Raw genomic sequence first — 21,159 nt, 5'->3', positions numbered from 1 at the left:
GTGTTGCCCTCGGAGGAATCCGAGATGGAGCATGTGGTCGTCGACGATTACGTGCGCGAGCTGGCCAACGCACTCGAGGTGCACAATCATGATCTGCGCGACGAGGCGCGACTACGGTTGCGGCTCGCTGTCCACTTCGGCGCGATGAAGGTCGCTGACAACGGGTTCGCCGGTCAGGGCATCGTCACGGTCTCTCGGCTCGTGGATTCCGATCCAGCCCGGGACGCGCTCGAGCTGCTACCTGCGGCATATCTCGTAGTGATTCTCTCGGATCAGGTGTATACCGATTCGGTCCGGCAGCGCCATACGTCGCTGCCGTATTCCGCATTCCGCAGAGTGATGGTGCGAAACAAGGAGTTCGATGACCCCGCGTACTTGTACGTGCCCGGGTACGACGTCCATTCGATTCTTTTGCCGGACAGAGCTACTGAGCCAGATGCTGGTCCACAAAGGCAAGAAGCCGCGTCCAGTTCGCCATCGCAGACCTCGGCCGGAGTCGGCCGACAAGCCTCGGTGGAGACAACAATCAATGGGAACGTTCACATTCCCAACGGTGTCATCGGCATGGTCTGGAATCAGTGATGAGTGAATCCTATTCTGCGGATAAAGAATCCGCCGTCTCGGCCGATAATTTGAGTGCAGGCCCGCTACCTGACCGGGAGGATGGCGCGGATCTGGAAGCGGTCGAGCCTGATTCGAGCACGATTATCGAGCAGGTCAACCAAATCAACCAGTACTACAACACCACGGTTCATCCGCCGAATAGCCAACTCGGGATGTTCACTGCTACAGCTGGTCTGGGTCATCGGACCCAAACGCTCGATAGCTCGGAGATCGAGAACGCATGCCGATGCTACGTGCTACCAGATGAATTCGATAACGCATTCAACGCCTTGAGTGCCGACCACGTGGTCCTGCTCGACGGCAAGGCCGGAGCCGGGAAGCGCACGGGTGCAATCAAATTGCTCCGCGAAGCCACACCCGGCCCATTGCTTGCGCTGCCTCCAACCGTGTCGTTGGAAGAGTTGGCGAACAGAGAATACGGGGCAGAACACGGATACCTTGCCGCCGATGTCGGCGTGCTCGAACGGCAGGCCGACACCGATTTCACCTGGCACACGGTTCGTGATCGCGTTCGTGGTGCCGAAGCCTGGTTGATAGTTACCGGTACCGGCAACGAAACCCACACCTCGAACCAAGTGGTCAAAGTCCCATGGAATCGACCTGATGCCCATGACCTGCTGACCGCGTGGCTCACCTCCCCGGACTGCACGGCTACTGATGAGGAAACGGTCGACAAGATCGCCGCCATCAAGGAGCAGCTACCGAGTGTCTACACGATCGGTGAACTCCGTGCGGTCGCGCAACAAGTCTGTGATGGGGCTGATCCCATCACGGCCTCGCGCCTATTCCAGGTATCCGTTCAGAACCGAGTCAGAGACTGGTTCGCGACTGGCCAGCGGACGCGGCGGCAGATCCTGGAAGTCGCCGTCCTGGCCTTCCTCGGAAACTGCGGCCAACGACCGTTCGAATCGCTTCTGTCCGAACTGCAAGACCTCTTCGCGAAACCCGCGCCACCAGATGAATCCATCGAGTCGTTGTCAGCCAGTGATATGGACGTGCTCCCCGAGCATCGGCGCACCCGCGTCGCTGACGCAAGCCTGATCCGCTGCGTGCCCGTCGAGCCGTACGACACATCGCGCCAGGTCCTCGAGTTCCGAGAAGACGTATATCGAAAGCACGTAATCACGGAGCTGTGGGAGCGAATGGATGTGACGTTCTGGGATTGCATTCGGGAATGGCTGAAAACGGTGATCCTGCGCAGATACGACGTTGACGCAGAGATCCGAAGACACGCCATCGCGGACGGGCTCGCTCACCTGGCCGCGGTCTCCTTCGATGAGGTCGAAAACGTCTACCTCGAGCCGTGGTCGAAGGGCAAGCACGGATGGACGTGCCGCAACATGGCTATCTTCGTGCTTTGGTCAATGTGCTTCGATCGGGTCCTCGCACCGATCGCTTTGCGTACTGCGGTGCGGTGGGCGACTGTCGGGACCCGGCAACAACAGTGGACCGCAACCCACGCCTTCAGCGGGGTTCTCGGCATCATCTATCCCAACGCGGCATCTCGACACCTGTCGCAGCTGATAATTCACAGCAGCGACGTTGTATCGAACCAAGACTCGGCCCTGGCAACCCTTTTCGCACGACTCGCCGTGGAGTCGTCGGCGGCCGAGATCGTGCTGACCACATTGGAGGATGAGCATCGTCGTGCCGGAGCAAGTCGGCGCGGGCGGTCTTCGGTGTTGTCCGCCATCGCGGAGGTGCTGACGGCGACCGCGGTCCAAGCGGAGATGTCGGCGATATTCAGCTACATCGACGAATTCAAGGACCAAATACCGATTGCTGCCCGTCTGTGGGGTCTGGTCCTATGCCACCGGCCATTCCGACGTCGGCTACTCGACGCCTTGCTGAGCGGTCTAGGCGATCTGACGAAGATCAGTTCCGAGCCCGAAGAAACGGCACAGCTCCTCGGTACCGCCCTCGCCGCCAACTTGCCGCCCCGCGAACACGCGTCTCTGGAACACGATTTGACCGCCCGCCACACGCAGCGGATCAGGCTGGATCCCAGCCGAACGACATCGAACGGTGAGCAAGTCGCCTTGCTGTTGCGAGTCCTGTTGGCGCCCTTGAGCACAGAATGTATCGGATGAAGGACATCACATGAGGTACCCCATCATCGAGCAACGAAATCTTGACGTCGTCGGTCGACGGGCACTGCGCAGACGTGTACGTCCACTAGACGAGCTACCGAAGCCAAACGCGCACGAAGTGCTTGTCTTTCGCGTGAACGGCCGACTGATCGCTGACAACGAGCACAGAAGCATCGACCAAGGCACTGTCGCCGACGCATCCCATGCCAGCTTGGTCGACATGAGTCTGAATATGCCGGTAATTGTCGAGTTAGCGATTCGAGCCGCTGACGCAACAACTTTCACCGTCCAGGTCACCTTCGAATGCACGGTGACAGATCCCGTCGCCGTCGTCCGCAACGGGCGAACCGATGCCCGCAACTTCCTCGAGGGCTATCTGCGTAGCGAGCACCGGATCTTCGACCTCGGCCAGAAGTATCGCTTCGATGAAGTCGCAAATTTTCGCCAGGAACTCATCGCAGGGGTGACCGCCTTCGTCACAGGAAACCCTGCGACCGAGCCGGGCATGCGGATCCAGCTCGCCGGTATCGAGGTGATCCCCTCAGCCGAATTGGCGGAATTCGAGCGCCGACGCAGGGAGCTCTTGCAGTGGAGCGTCCTGGAGGTCGAGAAATCCAGCCTCTTCCACACCGTAACTCGGACGCTGGAGGATCAGAAGCAGGAGCTTGAGGAGCTACGGCAGCGACACGACCACAAGCTGCGAGCCGAGGTCGGCACATTCCAACTCGACGAAGTCCAGAAACACTTCGACAGGATGGGTCACAGCTCCCAGCTCGGCGCGTATCTTGCACTGGTCACCGGCGGCATCAGCCCGGTGGAGTTCGCACAGCAACTGCGCACACAAGCCGAACGATACGAACAGCGGCGCGATAACGCGACCAGGCATGCCCTGAGAGAGCATCTCGATGCCCTCAAAGTGTGGATCCGTCAAGGAGGAACGGACAACGTCAACGTCGACCCCGACAAACTGGATGCGCTGTTCAACAGGCTGATCGACGACGTCACAACCGCCATCGATTCACTGCCACCCAAGAAACGGATGGAATCCATCGAATCGGGACCGATGACCAAGGAACACGACGATGCCGACTGAAAACAACAGCAGGCAGAACGGTCGCGGGAGTCGACACATGTTGACGACAAACTCGTGGCGTGCGCTCCGTCGGTGGGCGTACCGTGACCGCCAGGTGGTAGAAAATACATGGAAGACACTGGAACTGACCCTCGCCCAGGTGAAACACGCTGAGACCAAAGCGATCACCACACTCGCCACCGCAGGCGTGCTGGCACAAGTGCTGTTCAACCTTGTCCGAGCGGAAGCCAGGACAGCGAGCGTTGCTGTGTCGGTGGGAGCAGGGGCCTGCGCGGTCTTCATACTCAGCGCTTGCGTCGCCTCGATCTGCGTCCTGTGGCCTCGCGTGAGATCCAGCGAGAGATCGAAGAGCCTCTTTCACTTCAGCCACGCGGCGGACCCTGACCTAACCCCGGACACCTACATGCGCGCACTGACGACACTGAGCCACCACCCCGACAGCATCGTCGAACAGCTATCCGCTCAAATCATGGCGAATGCTGGAGTGGCACAACGGAAGTACCGGTTCGCAAACATCGCCGTCAGCAGTTTGCTCGCCGCAGTCGTTGTTCTGGCAACGACGGGATGCGTATTCGTTGTCTTGCAGTGAGTTTCCTGCTTCGCCCGGATAGGATCATCCCCGCGTGCACGGGGAGCACACCAGCGGCACCATACACAGGTTTTCGTACAGGGGATCATCCCCGCATGCGCCGGGAGCACCCGGACCTTGTTGCTAACCAGCACCTAAGCACCGGATCACCCATATGCGGGGAGCACGCCGGATGAGGTGCGCAAGTCGTGGCAGTTCCCGGGATCATTCCCGCATGCGCGGGGAACACCTACGTCGAATCATGGTCGCTGCCGCCCACGCATGCGCGGGGAGCACCGGCAAGATCATCAAGCTCCCCGCCCTTCAGGCGGATCGTCCCCGCGTCCGCGGGGAGCACTCCAGGGCAAGCGCATTCCATGACGCCGTCTCCGGATCATCCCCGCATGCGCGAGGAGCACCACCTGGTCGACCTGTTCGCTCAGCCAGCCTCGGGATCATCCCCGCATGCGCGGGGAGCGCTGAGGTCGGCGAGGGTCATGACGGTTGGTCTCCGGATCATCCCCGCGTCCGCGGGGAGCACTGTCCATGTCCTACACCACCCCGTATGACCGGTTCCGGACCATACCCGCATAATCAGGAAGCACCGTCTACTGCCATAGTCTCGATTCGCTGAATTGCGTTGCTATCGGTCGTATTCGGCGTAATCTGCACAAGGTCATCTTTCACCTGGAGGGGGCAGGAGTGGCGGAATCCGAAACATCATGTAGTCCAGTATGTTTCGACCTGTCCTCCGAACCGTGCATTCCTGTCCTGACCTCTGAGAACCGGTTGCAGTGGCGAAGTCTGCGAGACGTTTTCGCCGCAGCCGACTCGGACGAGATCGCCGTCAGCCACCCATCCCCCGGCACTGAGATCGCCTGTTACGAGCTCCTTCTCGCGATCTGTCACGCGGCCGGTTACACCCCTCGTGCACCCCGCGAGTGGTCCCTGTGGGTCGACCAGGACCGATCATTCGACGATGTCGTCGACTGGCTTACAACGGGCGACGGCCGAGGCCGTTTCGACCTGTTCGATCCCGAACGACCCTTTGGTCAGAACGCCTTCCTGGCCGCGCCGCTCAGGGACCTCGGCTACAGCCCGGTCCAGCTGATGCTGGACCGCGCGAAGAACTACAACCAGTTCGCCGACCATGTACATCTGCACGATCCAGATCCAGTCAGTGCTCGCGACGCGTTCTTATCGATGATCACTCAGCATTGCTATGGGCTCGGCGGCCGGATGATGACCGAGGGTGTTGTGAAGCAGGTGGAACACACTCTCGGCTACAAGGATCCCTTCACTCGTGGTGCTGTGGGTCGCCTCGGGGCTCGGGTACGTGTCCTTGCTCTCGGCGATACCCTCGGCGACACGATTCGGCTCAACCTCAGCATCAATCGCACGAGTGGCACGTTCAACGCCACGTGGCACGGTCGCCCGCGACGACAATTCATCTCCGTTCGGGAGAACCGGACGATGGATGGACCTGCCGACTGGCACAGCACCCTCGGTCGCTCGGTACTGTTGCGCGGCAAGAGTACCGGTGAAGGGACACCGACCGTTGATCGTGTACTGCTGGGCATGGGTGAGACGGTTACTGTTGCAAATGACAGCGACAGCTACGCCGACCACGACACCGTGTATCTCGGCACGAAGCCACTGCAAGCCAACCTGGGCAGGGCGCTGTGGCGCGATGCGCACGCCATCTATTCGGCCAGCCTCACCCCTGGAAGCGGTGATGGGCTGTTCGGCCTGCTGGGAAACGAACTCAAACGTCCGGTGCGACTACTCGCGGTGGGGCTGGCCGCTAATCAGCAGAGCGTAGATGGCTGGGTTCGGGATATCTTCCCATTCGACCCTGATCGGAAGAACTCACTGAAGCAAGCTGCCGAGCTCGGTGTGCAGCTGACCGATGACGCTGTCACGGCGTTGAATACTGCAGCATCCGAAGCCTTCCGCTACACCTACCCCGCCTGCCCACGGGAACAGCGCGAGAAACTGATGAAGCGTTTCTACGCCGCGGACTATGTGTGGGCGAGAGCCGACACGCCGTTCCATCGACTGCTCGACCGCGTCGCGGCTGGACACGACCCGCGACCCGAACTGCTCGCGCACGCAGAGACCATCCGCGATATCACGATCGAAGCACTCGACGAACGGCTCAGATCGCTGACACCGAACGCGCGCGGCTGGCAGGCCAAAGTCCGCGCCCGGGAGAAGCTTCTGAAGGGGCTACAGGCACGTCACTTCAAGCACCAGTTGGGACCTCGATGACCGACAACGGCGCAGTTAGCCCATCAGAACGCGACGCGGACGAGCAGGCTGCGGCACGCCTCGTAAGCTGGTTGCACGGCCTAATCGCGGCAGGGAACATTGGGCACCTGGCCGATCTGCGCCGAGCCCGCGCCGACACAGTAGCGCGGCTTCTGGCTGGCAACTACGCAGCGCCCAATGGTGTTGCTCTGGGCCCGAATTCGATCAAGGTGTTCGAGACGGTCGCCTCTCTATTCGCGCGGTTCCATGCAGGCGAATCGACCTTGCGGAGGGGGTCGGGGTCGCTCGGGTATGCGATGACCAAAGTCGGCAACCCAGGCCACCGGGGCACCGAGAACTCTGGCTGCGTACGACTGATCAACCAGATCCTGGTTTCCCGAGAGCCTCCGTATCGCCGTATCCAGCACGGGATCGATCTGCTACGAGCCGATTCGGGCACGCCGCCGAACTGGTACCAGCTCGCTGTCGATCTACTGCGCTGGACGGACCCGGACCGCACGATCCAACACCACTGGGCCCGGGACTTCTATCTGCCCCATACCAACTCGAGAAGGGTGCGCTGATCGTGGATGATCAGTACCTGTCCCTGCACGCGATCACGACGTTCTCTGGCGTGCTTCTCAACCGCGACGAGAACAACCTGCCCAAAGAGCTTGTGTACGGCGGAGTCACTCGTACCCGTGTATCGGCACAAAGCTGGCGCAGGGCCGAACGGATGTACATGCGAAACCAAGCCAACAACGGCAAAGGGCCTCTGGCAGGCCACACCTTCGGGATTCGGACTCGCGAGTGGGCGATCGAAACAGCCGACGCGCTTGTAGAATTCGGCTGGCCGAGAGAGAAGGCCAACGACATGGCACGGCTCGCTCTCGAGCATTGCAACTTGAACTTCGGAGATCCCGACAAGGATCCGATGAAGACCAAGGTTGCCATCTTCGCGCCCGCTGACGCCGGCAGCAGGATGGCGACAATCCTGCACTCTCCCCCCGTCACGCTCGACAGCTGGTTCGAAGCCGAGACGAAGCGACTGCGCGAAGAGGCCGAAAGACGCGCGGCTGTTCAAGCTGCCAAGAAGAGTCGGAAAGGCCAGACCTCCGAACCAGCCAGCACGGAGCAGCAGCTCGAGGTGACGCCCATCCCGAAGAAGGTGCGTGACGCTCTCGTGGCGGCTCTGGCTCCGGCCGACGCTATCGACATCGCGCTCTTCGGCAGGATGCTCGCCGAGATCGCCGAAGCGACCGATGTGGACGGTGCCATCCAGTCCATGCACGCGTTCACCGTGGACGCCGCAGAGGTTGACGACGACTTCTTCACCGCGGTGGATGACCGGAAGGAAAGCCGCAGAACTGCATTCGATGCGATCGATGGCTGGTCGGGCGACGACAGCGGTGCCGCTATGACCGGGTATCAAAGCCTGACATCCGGCACCTTCTACCGGAATGCCGTTCTCGACCGCGCTCAGCTTCGCCGGAATCTCATCCGCGCCAGCATTCCTCCCGAGGAAGTCGCAGAACGCGCTGACGCCGCGGAACGCGCATACATAGAGTCCTTTTGCCACTCTGTGCCGAATGCGAAGAAGAACAATACGGGCGCGCTCGGCACATTGCCAAAACTTGTTCTCGCAGTAAGTGGTTCGCGTCCAGTCAACTATGCCTCCGCTTTCGAGCAGGCTCTCGTCGCCAACGGCCAGTCGGTCAGTATCCAAGCCGCAAAGCGACTCCTTCGCCAACACGAGTTCGCGGCGGCGAAACTGCCCGGAATATCAGCCGGAAGAGCGTTGACCTACGACATCGACATCGCTGATCAGATTCTCGGCAAGAACGATTCGACGAGCATTGTCTCAGTCGACTCGCCCGCGGAGCTGATGCACGCAACGCTGCGATGACGTCAACGCTGCTGATTCGGCTTGCGGGTCCTCTGCAGGCGTGGGGAACACTGTCCAAATTCCGGCACCGCGATACCGATCCCGACCGTCCAACCAAGAGCGGCGTTATCGGGCTGCTCGCCGCCGCGGACGGGCACGACCGCAGTGGAACCAACCCTGCTTACCCGGACGCGCTACCACTGGAAACACTCGCAGCACTGCGATTCGGAGTCCGAGCCGACCGCCCCGGCGTGATGGTGCGCGACTATCACACAGTCGGTGGCGGGCGCTTCCCGATCCGACCGCGCGATCTGATCCTCGACGGGCGGCGTGTTCCGGCAGCGCACCTTCCACCTGAATCCAGCCAGCCGGCCCCTTTCGGCTCGTTCGATGCCCCCGGCTGGTATGGGGCTCCCAAAGGCATTGCACCTGATTCGTCGGGGGTTCTGCACGCAAACTCCGCATTAAGGCGCAACGGGCTCGTCACCGAACGCTGGTATTTGTCCGATGCCGCATTCGTGGCCGCCGTCGAGTCCGATGATCCGGAACTACTCGGGCGGCTTGCTGAGCGCCTCGACCATCCGCGTCGCATGGTATGGCTGGGGCGCAAGAACTGCCCGCCTGCCGAGCGCCTCAACCATGGCGTCCACGAGGGAAACCTCCGGACTGTCCTCCTCAGCACTGCCCTACTTCCCAACGCCCGTGAAGCCGAACCATATTCGTGGATCGAGACTGGCCCCAACGAGCCGGATTCCGTACCCGTCCAAGATCAGCCCGTCTCCTTCTCCTCCCGGCACCGAGTCCACATACAGAGATGGGAGCGCCGGCAGCGCATGGCAATCACAGATCCGATAATCACCTGGGAGGTGCCATGAGAGCCGCGCTGATCGCCTGCCACAGCATCCTCGAGCTGAATGCGCGACACCCCGAGACCCAACGCGCTTTGCTCGATGCCCAGGCGATGCACCGTCTGGTGATGAAGGGTTTCCTTGGCTGGGTCGAGGATGGCGCTCCCGACGCTCGCGCCCAGATGGGCGTCTTGCATACCTCGAACGTCGACTTGAAGAACCAGTTGCTGACCGTCGTCGTTCAATCCAAGGTCCCACCGGACTGGTCCCACCTGGACAAACGCCAGCTCAAGGCCGAACCCCAGGTCATCAAGGTTGACGAGTCTATCGAGACCGGCCAGCGGTACCGGTTCCGTGCTGTGGTCAACCCGGCCCGAATGAGCGATCGCCATCTTCCACCCGACGCCAGAAAATCAAGCCGACCTGAACGAAAACGGCTGGCCGACACAACGGCTCAGCACGCACAGCAATGGTTCGCCGAACGTCTTCAGTCGCTGGGGGAAAGCGCCGTCAATCAGCGTGGTGTCCACCGAATCGGCGCAGATGCGGACTCTCTCCAGCTCGCTGTTCGCATTCTCCCGAAGCTGAGCCATCTCCAAGGAAAGCCCGGCATGCGGATCGGCCGGGCAGAAGTACGCGGCGAATTAAAGATTACCGACCCAGAGGTCTTCGTCGACACCGTCATCGGTGGACTCGGGCACGCCAAGGCATATGGATGCGGGCTGATCCTGATCAAACCTGTGCTTGCCAGGGCTGCCGACTGATCTCGTCAATGACCTGATCTCCGCAGTCCTAGTGCCCTTGAACTCGGCCGGGGCGGAAGAAAATTCGAAGCGAAGATGAAAACGACTTGGTCACCCCTTATCTCTGCATGGCATGGGCGCCCATCGATGCCTCGGGCAGGGCTCGCGCAAGGACAGCACGACCACCTGTCCGGACTCGTCGCCGTATACCATCGCGGTGGGATCGTCCGGGTGGCCAACGCAGGCTGTGACAGTGGTTGTGTCCGTGACCCAGCGTGCTAGCTCCACTCCGCTCTCCAGCTCCCATAACCGCAGTGTCCGGTCGCTGCTACCGGAAATGACATGTCGGGCGTCCACAGTGACCGCTACCGTACGGACCCAGCCAGTGTGGCCTCGCAGGGTATGTACCAGGCGCTTGCTGTCCAGGCTCCAGACCCGTACCGACTGATCCTGACCGGCGGACACGATATGACGACTGTCGACGGTAACCGCCAGCGCATCGATCCTGTCGTCGTGGCCGTGCAGGGCGCACTCCAGTTGTCCGCTGTTCAAATCCCACACGCGCACGATCCGGTCGTAACCAGCGGAGACGATGCGCCGACTGTCAGCGGTCACCGCCACCGCGTACACCTCGCTATCGTGATGTTTCAGGATGCGTTCCAGGCGTCCACTGTCCAGATCCCATACCCGCACGGTCCCATCGCTACTGCCGGTAACAATGTGCTTGCTGTCGGCGGTGACCGCCACCGCGTAGACCACGCCGATATGGCCTTCCAAGGTGTACAGCGGTTCTCCGCTGGACAGGTCCCAGACGCCCACAGGCTGGTCGTAGCCAGCGACGACAACGCGCCGACCGTCGGTGGTGATCGCCACCGCGTTAATTGAGCCGACCTGACCTCGCAGGGGGCGTTGCAAATCTCCGCTGGCCAGATCCCAAACCCGCACCGTCTTATCGTGGCTGCCGGAGACGATATGCCGACCGTCGGCCGAAACCGCCACCGCGTAGACATGGCTTGCGTGGCCTTGCAATTCACGTTCCAGACGGCCACTGGCCAGATCCCACACTCGCACGATCTGGTCGTCGCCAGCGGAGACGATCTGCTTGCCTTCTGCGGTGACCGCTACTGCGTGGACAGAGCCGGTATGACCGTGCAGGATGCGTCCAGAAGCTTCATTGTCCAGATCCCAGACCCGCACAGTTCCATCGCGGCTGCCGGAGACGACATACCGGCCATCGGCCGAAACCGCCACCGCCTCGATGTCCCTAATGTGGCCTCGCACTGTATGTTTCAGATCTCCGGTGGCCAAATCCCAGACCCGCACCGTTCGGTCGAACCCGCCGGAGACGACATACCGGCCGTCGGCCGAAACCGCCACCGCGTTGACATGGTTGTTGTGGCCCGGCAACGTGCATTCCAGGCGTTTGCTGGCCAGATTCCATACTTGCACGTTCCGGTCGCCGCTGCCGACGATAATGCGCTGGCTGTCGGCAGTGACCGCCACTGCGTAGATGTAGCCGGAGTGGCCTTGCAGAGTGTGTTCCAGACGTCCGCTGGCCAGGTTCCACACTCGCACGGTCCCGTCGAAGCTACCGGACACGACGCGATGGCCGTCGGCGGTGAGCGCCAGCGATTTGACTTCTTGCTCATGGCCTTCGACGACGCGTTTCAGTTGCCCGCTTTCCAGATCCCATACTCGCAAGGTCTTGTCGCGGCTCCCGGAGACGATGTGCTTGCCGTCGGCCGAGATTGCTACTGCGTTGATTCGCTCGTCGTGACCTTGCAGGATGCGTTCGAGCGGTCCGCCGGGTTCAGTGAGACTGCCAGGAGTTCGGGGGCACAACCAGAGATGTTCATCAGATGGGCAGGCCGTGTCTAAAAGGGCGCAAATTTTCGGCTCAGGGTTCCCGAGCAGGCGGCCAACGAGCTGGCCGGCGAGCAGCCGCGGTTCGTGAGCCAAGGTGTGCGCCGAGAGCTGAAGGGCGCCATGAGCTGCTTCGACTGGAGTTGAGCGGCGGCGCTGATAGGAATAGTCGGCGAGCAGATCGCTGATGCCAGCCACCGAGAGCTTGCGTTCCATCCATGCGAAACTCATGAGCAGTTCGTCGAGCTGCTCGTGGCGCTCAGCATGCGCAAGATGGAAGGCGAGATTCTGGAACAGGTAGCCGTCGTCCGGGCCACTCGCCCATGGAGCCGGGTCGCCGTTGCCGCCACCGGGGTCGGTCACTTGCAGTATCTGTGAGCGATAGCCGTCGATGAAGCGGCCGTGAGTGTCCATGACGCCACCAGGACTGGCGGTGAGCTGATGGGTGGCAACGTCGAATTCGAGATCGTGCAGGGTGTACCACTCTCGGGTGTCGCGCTGCACCAGGCATCGGTCGACGAGCCGGGTAAGTCGCCGTTCGACATCCTCGACAGCATCGTCTGCTGGTGCCCACAGGGCGCTCACCGCGTTGAGCGGGACGCTGCCGCGGCCGGCAAATACGGCGAGCTCCCGGTAACGCTCCCGATCAGCTGGGGACAGGTCGTCCACGCTGAGGGTGATCGAAGCCAGGACACTGGCATGCTGATAACCGTCAGGCCCGTACTCGTCCGCGATCGCCTGAATGTCGGCCCCTTCGAGCAGGTCCGATACATCCTGCCAGACCCGCGGGCGGCCACCCCGAGCCTTGATCATCCCACCGAGCAGCGCCACGCCCAGCGCCAGATTGCCCACCCGTAGGCACAGCGAATCCGCCACGGGTGGGAATCGATCGACAGCAGTATCAGTCCAGCGGCCCAGCAGCGTCAGGGCTTGCTCAAGCGTCAACTGGTCCACCTCATGCACGGTGGCGCCGAAAGAACGGGCGATCCCGCGGTCGCGTGTAGTGAACAACAGCGCGCCCCGTGCGCCAACCACGTTGAGGGCTCGCAGGATATCGATGTCCCACACATCGTCGACGACTAGTAGAACTGCTCTGTCAGCAAGTAACTCAGCGAGACGGTGCCGGCCCGCCTCGACAGTCGAGAAGGACACCACCTCGCCGGTTAGCAGCCCGACAAGGCGTTCCTGTAACAGCGTCGGCGCCACGCCGCGCATCGCATCGACCCAGACAATGCCTTCGGAGAAGGCCGCCTGCATATCCGGGTGCCGTGTTATCGCAGTCGCGAGAGTCGTCTTTCCAGCACCGCCCATACCGACCAAAGCCACCGAGGCATGCGCGAATACGTCACCTCGCGCCACCTCAACGATCCCGGTCCGAGCGACATACCGCGACGGGACGTCGGGGACGAAACCGATGAACGCGGTACCCGACACCCGCGGGAACTGCGGGGTAGCAGGGTGCCGGGCGGGTAAAGGGGCTGTCGGGGCGTGGACAATGGTTATGTTCTTCGCGTTCACGCCCGCGAAAGTGTTGATCGCTGCCCCAGGTCCCCAGCTGGGTGAGGCGGCCGGGACAGGGGCTACCGGCGCGCCGACGAAGGGTCCTGTTGGTCTCGGCTTCCCGCGCGCACTGACCCAATCTCAATGTCACCGTCGAAACGGCCGTCGACCACCCGCACCCCGGTGCCAGCAGAGGCCACCTCGCGGATCCGCAGCGCCGCGGCCTCCACCCGTTCCAGATCAACCCCTACCGCTGCACCGGCCGCAGCTTCGTGGGCGCGGACCGCCGAGAGAAGCGCTTGAGCGGCAGCCAGCAAGTCCACATCACCACCAGCACCCGCGGCCGCCAGATCCTCGGCGAATTCGTCACGCCGGTGCCGCGAGTCCGGTCGCTGTTCTAACGTCTCCACGTCGACCTGTCCATAGCGGCCCGCAACCAAACCCTTCAGCCGCTGATATGCCTCAGCGACCGCTGCTTTGGCCGTATCCCGCAGACCGGCAACCGCCCCAACCGCTAGCGCTTCGGCCACGACCTCTGGCACCGTCTCCAACATCGACATCCCCTCCGCTTCCGCACTAGCAGGCGAAATCACTGACCGCGCCCCGACTGTACTACTTTGTTGGACTTAGCCAGAACGAATCGCTCTGCGATATAGCAACTTTCGAATGTAGATTGACTGTTGGCTCGCTCCCCCCGTCGGCGCCGCCCACAACAACACCCTCACCACCCTGCGGGCCATCGTCACCGCCCTCACCGACCGCGACGACACGACAGCCACCGAACTACTCGACGCCATACCACCGGTCCCCACCGGCCAGGACGACATCAGCGTCGCAGGCAGTATCGGCGTCGGCATCAGCCTGCTCGACGTCTGGCTGTCGGGCCGCGACCCCGAAACACCGAAAGGCTCGCCCCGCCGTCCACCTGCCCTGCGGCCACTGGACCGGCGAACGCGCCGCCACCGACCTGCTCGCGCTGGCCCGCAACACCGCGTCTTCCGGATCATCCCCGCGTGCGCGGGGAGCACGTCAGCGACCGCAATTCGGCGATCTGCTGCGCCGGATCATCCCCGCGCGCGGGGAGCACCCGCCCAAGTTGATCGACGGATTCAGCGCCACCGGATCATCCCCGCGTGCGCGGGGAGCGCTTCTGCCGGAACCCGAAGATCGAGCCGAACTGGGGATCATCCCCGCCTACGCGGGGAGCATGAGGTGCAGAACGTGATCATCTCGATCGTGCACGGATCATCCCGCCTACGCGGGTAGCACTTGGAGATGGAGGCGTTGCCGTCGAAGTAGGCCGGATCATCCCCGCGTGTGCGAGGAGCATCTCCGAGCGATGCTACTGGCTGTGTTGCCGACCGGATCATCCCCGCGTGCGCGGAGAGCACAGCCCGTGGGAGTGGATGGTCGCCAACGCCCCAGGATCATCCCTGCGTGCGCGGGGAGCACCTGCAACCTCAAAGCTTGAGTGTCACCACCGAACTCCCTCGCGAGCAAATCGACCACACTCGCCGCCAACCACCGGTCGAACAAGTGCCCGGCAACATCAGCCGAATCATCCATGTGCTGCCACAACGGAAGCCACGCACCAGCGGCGTTCGGCGACTTCGCCCATACCGAACGAGAAGCTTCACTCAACGCCAAGGGTTCCCCTAATCGACAGATCCGGCTCCCACGCACCGAACACGAAGACTCTCGCACCCCCCACCGACAAGTTCCGGCGCCTATACCCCAATAACGCACGCCCCAAACAACTTCGGCCACGCTACCCCCAGCCCGGACCCCGCGCATGTAATTTGATGCATTCGACCGGACCAACCACAAACCACTATTGCGGCCTTGCGAAAAATTCCGACCAGCGCACATAACACGAATCCACATGCGCAGGACGAGCCCTCCCACGCGCATGAGGAACACCGCACCGCGCCCGAAGGCGAGACAGACGAGGGCCATCCCCGCAGGGCGGGGAGCACTCGAACGGAACCTCGCTGCGCGCCCGTGAGGACGGATCATCCCCGCAAGCGCGGGGAGCACGCACCCGTCCATTCCAGATGACCGGTCGCGAGAAGATCATCCCCACAGGCGCGGGGAGCAGACCAGCTCGTCGCCGCTCAGTCCGGCGGAATGGGGATCATCCCCGCGTGCGCGGGGAGCACCTCGTCGTCCAAACGGATGTCGAGACTCCTAGCGGATCATTCCCGCGTGTGCGGGGAGCACTTCACCAGCTTCGGTCACCCGCCGTTCGAGATCGGATCATCCCCGGGTGCGCGGGGAGCACCCTGGGCACGTCCCGAACCTCTACCACCGTGCCGGATCATCCCCCATGCGCGGGGAGCACGTTCCTGCGCCGTTGGCCATCGCATCGGTGCGCGGATCATCCCCGCGTGCGCAGGGAGCACTCTGCTTCCCCCACAACGCGAGACGAATCTGTCGGATCATCGCCCGGGGAGCACCCGCGCTGACCGCGAGCGGAAGCGTGCAGCCACGGATCATCCCCCGCGTGCGCGGGGAGCACTTGGTGATGATCGACAGCAGGTCGGTCTGGATGGGATCATCCCCGCGTGCGCGGGGAGCACCTGTGCTGTTCCGGTGAACCGAGCTTCACCACCGGATCATCCCCGCGTGCGCGGGGAGCACCTGATAGCCGTCACGCCGGAGTACGAAGAAGCGGGATCATCCCCGCGTGCGCGGGGAGCACGTGTCGATGCGGGCGCGGTGCACGGCGGTCTGCGGATCATCCCCGCCTGCACGGGGAGCACGAAGGCCAGATCACTGCTGTCGCGGAAGATCCCGGATCATCCCCGCCTGCGCGGGGAGCACTTCATGATGTCGCCGCTGCGAACGCCGAGTGCCGGATCATCCCCGCCTGCGCGGGGAGCACCTTGGATTCGTTATGGCGACTCGTGAGCGTGTCGGATCATCCCCGCCTGCGCGGGGAGCACATCCAGTACCGCGACCTGAGCCTGTCTTAGCACGGATCATCCCCGCCTGCGCGGGGAGCACACTTGTTGACCAGCGGTGATCTTGCCAGAGTTGTCAATTCTCATTCGGTTTCACCGACAGCGTCTTCCATCCTCCGGCTACGCGAATACAGACCGAGCAGTCACGTAAGAATGCAGCAGTAGAATCGGTCTCCCCAAGTCAGCCATTACATGCCAAACCCGTACGGAGCGTACAGCTTCCGGACGCTGGACTCGCCAGACATGATGGGAAGGCGGCGCGACTGATCGGACTGGGACAGACGGCGGCGCGGTCCGGAGCGTCGGTGGCCGAGGAGCGCTGGCACGCACAGTCTGGGTCGTCGGGTCGGTTTCGGTTATCGGGGACTCAGGCATTCCCAGTTTTGCCTTTGCTACTGCTCTGAGGTATTCGACGGCCAAGGCGGCTTCGTGCACTTCGCCGACCTGCCCACCGGCGACGTACCCACCGAGCCGGGCGTCTGGTGGTGACGCGGCCGACAGCGACACCACCGGGCGTTCCTGCCGCACAGTCCTGCGGGGTGGTTCAAGGGCAAGGACCCTTCTGTTCCAGGGCTGCGTAAACACTGGGATGCCACCGGGTCGACGCCGCGGGTGAGCGCAGCTGATCACAGGCCCCGCACAGCAGCACGGGGCTCGCCATCGACCGGGGTCGCGTACTTCTCACAGACAGTGGAGGTGCAAGGCCGAGAATTCCTCACCGGAGAGGCTGATTTCGGCGACCACGATGTTCTCCCCGATCCCCGAAGTGCGCGACGCACATCGACCTTCGCCAGACCGAACTCCCCGACGAACGGCGTCTGCTACCGCTGCTGAGCCCGGCGCCTCACCTGGACACGACCTTGCGGGCCCGCCACGGCCGTGCCTGGCGCGACCATAGCGGCCACAGCGACGATGAACAAACGCCGCATGCGTGTCCTTAAACCTGTGAACTCTTGTGACCCACACCGAAGCTCGACCCTCAGCCGGGACTGGCTGATCATCGGCGACTGCGGTCGCATTCGGCTAGCGAACCCGCGGCGTATTCTGTGCTGAGCACCGGTGATGCAGTGCGAAGTGACTGTTTATGGATTCTGATTTCTTCAAAACGCAACGTGATCTAGGCATAGATCTGGTCACGGAGTTGCGTGCGGTCGGGTTTGTTGACGTTGCCGAGATCGGGCGGGGTGGTTTCGGTGTTGTGTATCGCTGCACCCAACCAGGGCTGGACCGCGTGGTGGCGGTGAAGGTCCTGACCTGCGAGCTGGAGGAGAATCGAGAGCGTTTCCTTCGTGAGCAGCGGGCGATGGGTCGATTGACCGCGCATCCGAACATCATGGAGGTGCTCGAGGTCGGCGAAACCCCCACCGGCCAACCGTACCTGGTCATGCCGTATCACTGCCAAGGTTCGCTGGACGCACGGATCCGCCGCGATGGCCCGCTGCCGCTGGAGGAGGTGCTGCATGTGGGGGTGAAGCTGGCGGGTGCGCTGGAAGCAGCGCATCACGCAGACATCTTCCACCGCGACGTCAAACCGGCCAACATCCTGCTCACCGATTACGGCGAGCCGACGCTGAGCGACTTCGGCATCGCTCATCTGACCGGGGGTTTTCAGACATCCACTGGCACGGTGACCGGCTCCCCGGCGTTCACCGCACCCGAGGTCCTCAACGGGGAGCCGACCAGCCGGGCGTCGGACGTCTACGGGCTCGGTGCGACGTTGTTTTGTGCGCTGACCGGTCACGCCGCCTTCGAACGCCGCAGCGGCGAACAAGTCGTGGCCCAGTTTCTGCGCATCACCGCCCAACCGGTACCCGACCTGCGCGAGCGTGGCATCCCCGAAGACGTCAGTGCCCTCATCGAGGCCGCGATGTGCCGGGACCCCCAGGACCGCCCCACGGCCGCGCTGTTCGGCGAGCAGCTACAGCTGCTCCAGCTCACGCACGGTTTCGCCGTCGACCAGATGGCACTGCACGTCGAACAAGGCAGCAGACCAGCGGTGGCGCCCGCCCAGGTGACCGGCATTCCCGCAGCCAGGGGCGTTGGGCAGCGGGAGGGAACAGGAAACCTGCCGCCGGAGCTGACCAGTTTCGTGGATCGGCGTAGCCAGGTGCTGGAGGCGAAGAGCCTGCTGTCGAGGTCGTCTCTGGTAACGCTGACCGGGATCGGTGGGGTCGGCAAGTCACGGCTCGCGCTGCGGATCGCCCACAAACTGCAGCGAGATTATGCCGACGGCGTCTGGCTGATCGAGCTGGGTGAGTTGCGCGATCCGTCGTTGTTGGCCGATGTCGTAGCCGCCGCATTCGGTGTGCGGCAGGTCGGCCGACCGATGCTCGAGGTCCTGATACAACACCTGTCCACCCGCGAGGTGCTGCTGGTGCTCGACAACTGTGAGCACATGATCGAAGCAGTCGCGAAACTGGTCGAATCACTGTTGCGCGCGTGCCCGAAGACGCGGATCCTCACCACCAGCCGCGAGTCCCTGGGCCTGGGTGGGGAAGCCGTGCTTCCAGTGCCACCGCTGAGTTTTCCCGATCCGCGTAGCGGGTCGTCGGTGCGGGGTGCGGCTGGTTACGAGGCGGTGACATTGTTCGCCGAGCGTGCCGCCGCGGCGGTGCCGGGCTTTCACCTGGACGAGGACAATCGCAACAGCGTGGCCAGGATCTGCGCCCGGCTCGATGGGTTGCCCTTGGCGATCGAACTGGCTGCGGCGCGGCTGCGTACCATGTCCCCTGAGCAGATCCTGACACGACTGACAGATCGGTTTGCCGTGCTGACGCGCGGGCGACGGGATGCGCCGACCCGACAGCAAACGCTGGGCTGGTGCATCGGCTGGAGCTATGACCTGTGCACACCGACCGAACAGCGACTGTGGGGACGGCTGTCGGTATTCGCAGGAAGCTTCGAACTCGACGCCGCCGAAGATGTCTGCGGCACCGACCTGACCGAGCCGCAATTCCTCGATGCGTTGTCGGCTCTGGTGGACAAGTCGATCCTGATTCGGGAAGAGTCCGGCGCTGCGGTGCGCTTCAGGATGCTCGAAACCGTGCAGGAATACGGGAGTCAGAAAATCATCGAGGCCGGCGAGTACACCGATCTTCGTCGCCAGCACCGCGACTGGTACGAACGGCTAGCACTCGACGCGGAAGCCGACTGGGTCAGCCCCCGCCAACTGAATTGGATCATCCGGCTCGAACGCGAGCTACCGAACCTGCGCAAAGCGCTGGAGTTCAGCATCGCAGACCGCGACGCAGCCGGCCTACGCACCGCCGCTGCGCTATTCAGCTTTTGGTTTTCGAGTGGGCGGCTCACTGAGGGAATCCGCTGGTGCGAGCGTGGACTGGCCAGTACACGTGGCGAAGCGACCGACCGCGCCAAAGCCCTGTTCACTATCAGCGCTTTCGCCGCGCAATTGGCAGACATTGCGGCCGCAACCAGTCGCGCAGCCGAGTTGCGCGTCCTCGCCGAGCAGCAGCCAGCCGACCCCACGATTGGCGCCCTGCTCGCCTACGCAGACGGTACCGCCGCGATCAGCAGTGGCGATCTGGCTCGCGCAGGCGTCCGGTTGAACGATGCCGTCGAAGGATTCAGTGCCCCCGATGACCTTGCATTCCACTTGAGGGCACTGGTTCTACTGGGCTGGAGTCGTGTCCTACAGGGGGATATGCCCAGCGGCGTCGCCTGCCTGGAAAAGGTGCTGACTGTTCCGGATGCGCACCGCGACACCGAGATCCGGGCACGGGCACTGCGACCCATGGCGCTGGCGGCCTGGCAACAGGGTCAGCATGAGCAGGCTGAGCGACACTTGGATGAGGCTCTTCGATTGGTGCGACCGGTGGTCGATCCGCTCGTCGCTTCGGTGTGTGTGGAGTTACTGGCATGGATGGCCGCCGAGAAGCGTGATGCCCGGCGGGCCGCCGTGCTGTTGGGTGCGGCCTACGGGCTCGGTCACGCGGTCGGTTCCAGCATCATGTTTCCCCATATGGCTGCCTACCATGAGCAGTGCGAGCAATGCGCGCGTGATGTTCTCGGTAGGCGGGGCTATGAGTCCGGCTATCGGGAGGGCGCCGCGATGAGTTTCCAGGCAGCGGTCGACTTCGCGCTGCGGGAGCAGCCTCGAGCCATGGCACAGTCAGATCGTGGCTCGGCGAGCCTGACCAAGCGCGAGTGGCAAGTCGCCGACCTCATCGCGGAAGGACTGACCAACAAGGCGATCGCCGCCCGACTGGTGATCTCACAGCGCACAGCAGAAGGACACGTAGAGCACATCCTCACCAAACTGGGATTCACCTCACGAGCACAGATCGCCATCTGGGCCGCAGAACACTCCGGCAATAAGGTCTAGTAGAGGGTCGGCCGGAATACGCCAGAAACCTGCCGCGAGTTCAGTTTTCGCTGGTGACGGCTGCTGGTCTGCGCCGGATCAGCTGGCCCTCGATGTGGCCTGGTCGTGGTCTCGGAGTCGCCGCAGGATTGTGGCTGGGGAGGGGTGCCGGACACAAAGTAGCCGAGGGACTTTACCTATCCTCCGATGGTTCTGTGAGCTTCCGTCCCGCTCCGATCGATGCTCAGGATCGGCGACCGAGTGCCTGCAACCTCTCGAGTCCGAGGAGCCATGTCGGCGCTGTCCGGAGCGCGTGTCAGCTCTGTGCGGCGTTCGTCTCGGCCAGCCATGCGTTGCCTGCTTCCAGGATGGCCGCCTCCTGCTCGCTGAAGCGAGTCGGGTAGGTGCCGA

General features: G+C 62.9%; 13 protein-coding genes and 1 CRISPR repeat array. Of the genes, 10 read left to right on the top strand and 3 right to left on the bottom strand.

Translation table 11 applies throughout. The features are described from left to right. The 9 genes from ACWEO2_RS42385 (at position 1) to cas6e (ending at position 10,122) form a co-directional block, all read left to right on the top strand. A complete protein-coding gene (locus ACWEO2_RS42385) occupies positions 1-582 on the top strand; it encodes a hypothetical protein (protein WP_452410547.1) in 582 nt (193 codons plus the stop codon). Continuing rightward, complete coding sequence (locus ACWEO2_RS42380; RefSeq protein ID WP_452410546.1) at positions 582-2,714, top strand: hypothetical protein; 2,133 nt, start codon at positions 582-584, stop codon at positions 2,712-2,714. Before ACWEO2_RS42385 ends, ACWEO2_RS42380 begins: the two co-directional genes overlap by 1 nt. A gap of 10 nt (positions 2,715-2,724) precedes the next feature. Beyond that, entirely contained in the window at positions 2,725-3,807 is a 1,083-nt protein-coding gene (locus ACWEO2_RS42375) for a hypothetical protein (protein ID WP_452410545.1), read from the top strand. A 94-nt stretch (positions 3,808-3,901) separates the two neighbouring features. Beyond that, positions 3,902-4,396, top strand: coding sequence for a Pycsar system effector family protein (locus tag ACWEO2_RS42370; protein ID WP_452410544.1), 495 nt, complete (start codon positions 3,902-3,904; stop codon positions 4,394-4,396). A gap of 681 nt (positions 4,397-5,077) precedes the next feature. Next, positions 5,078-6,646 (top strand): type I-E CRISPR-associated protein Cse1/CasA, encoded by a 1,569-nt coding sequence (locus ACWEO2_RS42365; RefSeq protein ID WP_452410543.1) that lies wholly within the window; start codon positions 5,078-5,080, stop codon positions 6,644-6,646. After that, on the top strand, positions 6,643-7,209 hold the full coding sequence (casB, locus tag ACWEO2_RS42360) for a type I-E CRISPR-associated protein Cse2/CasB (RefSeq protein WP_452410542.1): 567 nt from the start codon (positions 6,643-6,645) through the stop codon (positions 7,207-7,209). The genes ACWEO2_RS42365 and casB overlap by 4 nt, the downstream gene beginning before the upstream one ends. 2 nt (positions 7,210-7,211) lie before the next feature. Next, a complete protein-coding gene (locus ACWEO2_RS42355; RefSeq protein ID WP_452410541.1) occupies positions 7,212-8,531 on the top strand; it encodes a type I-E CRISPR-associated protein Cas7/Cse4/CasC in 1,320 nt (439 codons plus the stop codon). Next, positions 8,528-9,385, top strand: coding sequence for a type I-E CRISPR-associated protein Cas5/CasD (gene cas5e / locus ACWEO2_RS42350; protein ID WP_452410540.1), 858 nt, complete (start codon positions 8,528-8,530; stop codon positions 9,383-9,385). The genes ACWEO2_RS42355 and cas5e overlap by 4 nt, the downstream gene beginning before the upstream one ends. Further along, positions 9,382-10,122 (top strand): type I-E CRISPR-associated protein Cas6/Cse3/CasE, encoded by a 741-nt coding sequence (gene cas6e, locus ACWEO2_RS42345; protein ID WP_452410539.1) that lies wholly within the window; start codon positions 9,382-9,384, stop codon positions 10,120-10,122. Before cas5e ends, cas6e begins: the two co-directional genes overlap by 4 nt. A 90-nt stretch (positions 10,123-10,212) precedes the next feature. On the opposite strand, the gene ACWEO2_RS42340 is transcribed toward cas6e, so the two are convergent. The 3 genes from ACWEO2_RS42340 to ACWEO2_RS42330 form a co-directional block, all read right to left on the bottom strand. Then, positions 10,213-13,290: an NB-ARC domain-containing protein gene (locus tag ACWEO2_RS42340; RefSeq protein ID WP_452410551.1), complete on the bottom strand. Its 3,078-nt coding sequence runs from the start codon at positions 13,288-13,290 to the stop codon at positions 10,213-10,215. 254 nt (positions 13,291-13,544) lie between these two features. Then, on the bottom strand, positions 13,545-14,018 hold the full coding sequence (locus tag ACWEO2_RS42335; RefSeq protein WP_452410538.1) for a hypothetical protein: 474 nt from the start codon (positions 14,016-14,018) through the stop codon (positions 13,545-13,547). A gap of 751 nt (positions 14,019-14,769) precedes the next feature. Beyond that, complete coding sequence (locus ACWEO2_RS42330; RefSeq protein ID WP_452410550.1) at positions 14,770-15,258, bottom strand: HD domain-containing protein; 489 nt, start codon at positions 15,256-15,258, stop codon at positions 14,770-14,772. Positions 15,259-16,013: 755 nt separating this feature from the next. Continuing rightward, positions 16,014-16,470: a CRISPR direct-repeat array (repeat unit 29 nt; unit sequence CGGATCATCCCCGCCTGCGCGGGGAGCAC). A gap of 1,041 nt (positions 16,471-17,511) precedes the next feature. On the opposite strand from ACWEO2_RS42330, the gene ACWEO2_RS42325 reads away from it, so the two are divergent. Beyond that, entirely contained in the window at positions 17,512-20,769 is a 3,258-nt protein-coding gene (locus tag ACWEO2_RS42325; RefSeq protein WP_452410537.1) for a protein kinase domain-containing protein, read from the top strand. Positions 20,770-21,159 lie beyond the last annotated feature (390 nt).

The organism is Nocardia sp. NPDC004278 (assembly GCF_053602975.1).
The sequence above is the reverse complement of the archived record's forward strand: the minus strand, read 5'-3'. Positions and strand labels throughout refer to the sequence as shown.

Coding starts and splice junctions, on each gene's coding strand:
- ACWEO2_RS42380 (WP_452410546.1), top strand. CDS start 582: ATGAGTGAATCCTATTCTGCGGATAAAGAATCCGCCGTCTCGGCCGAT.
- ACWEO2_RS42375 (WP_452410545.1), top strand. CDS start 2,725: ATGAGGTACCCCATCATCGAGCAACGAAATCTTGACGTCGTCGGTCGA.
- casB (WP_452410542.1), top strand. CDS start 6,643: ATGACCGACAACGGCGCAGTTAGCCCATCAGAACGCGACGCGGACGAG.
- cas5e (WP_452410540.1), top strand. CDS start 8,528: ATGACGTCAACGCTGCTGATTCGGCTTGCGGGTCCTCTGCAGGCGTGG.
- cas6e (WP_452410539.1), top strand. CDS start 9,382: ATGAGAGCCGCGCTGATCGCCTGCCACAGCATCCTCGAGCTGAATGCG.
- ACWEO2_RS42335 (WP_452410538.1), bottom strand. CDS start 14,018: ATGTTGGAGACGGTGCCAGAGGTCGTGGCCGAAGCGCTAGCGGTTGGG.
- ACWEO2_RS42330 (WP_452410550.1), bottom strand. CDS start 15,258: ATGCGCGGGGTCCGGGCTGGGGGTAGCGTGGCCGAAGTTGTTTGGGGC.
- ACWEO2_RS42325 (WP_452410537.1), top strand. CDS start 17,512: ATGGATTCTGATTTCTTCAAAACGCAACGTGATCTAGGCATAGATCTG.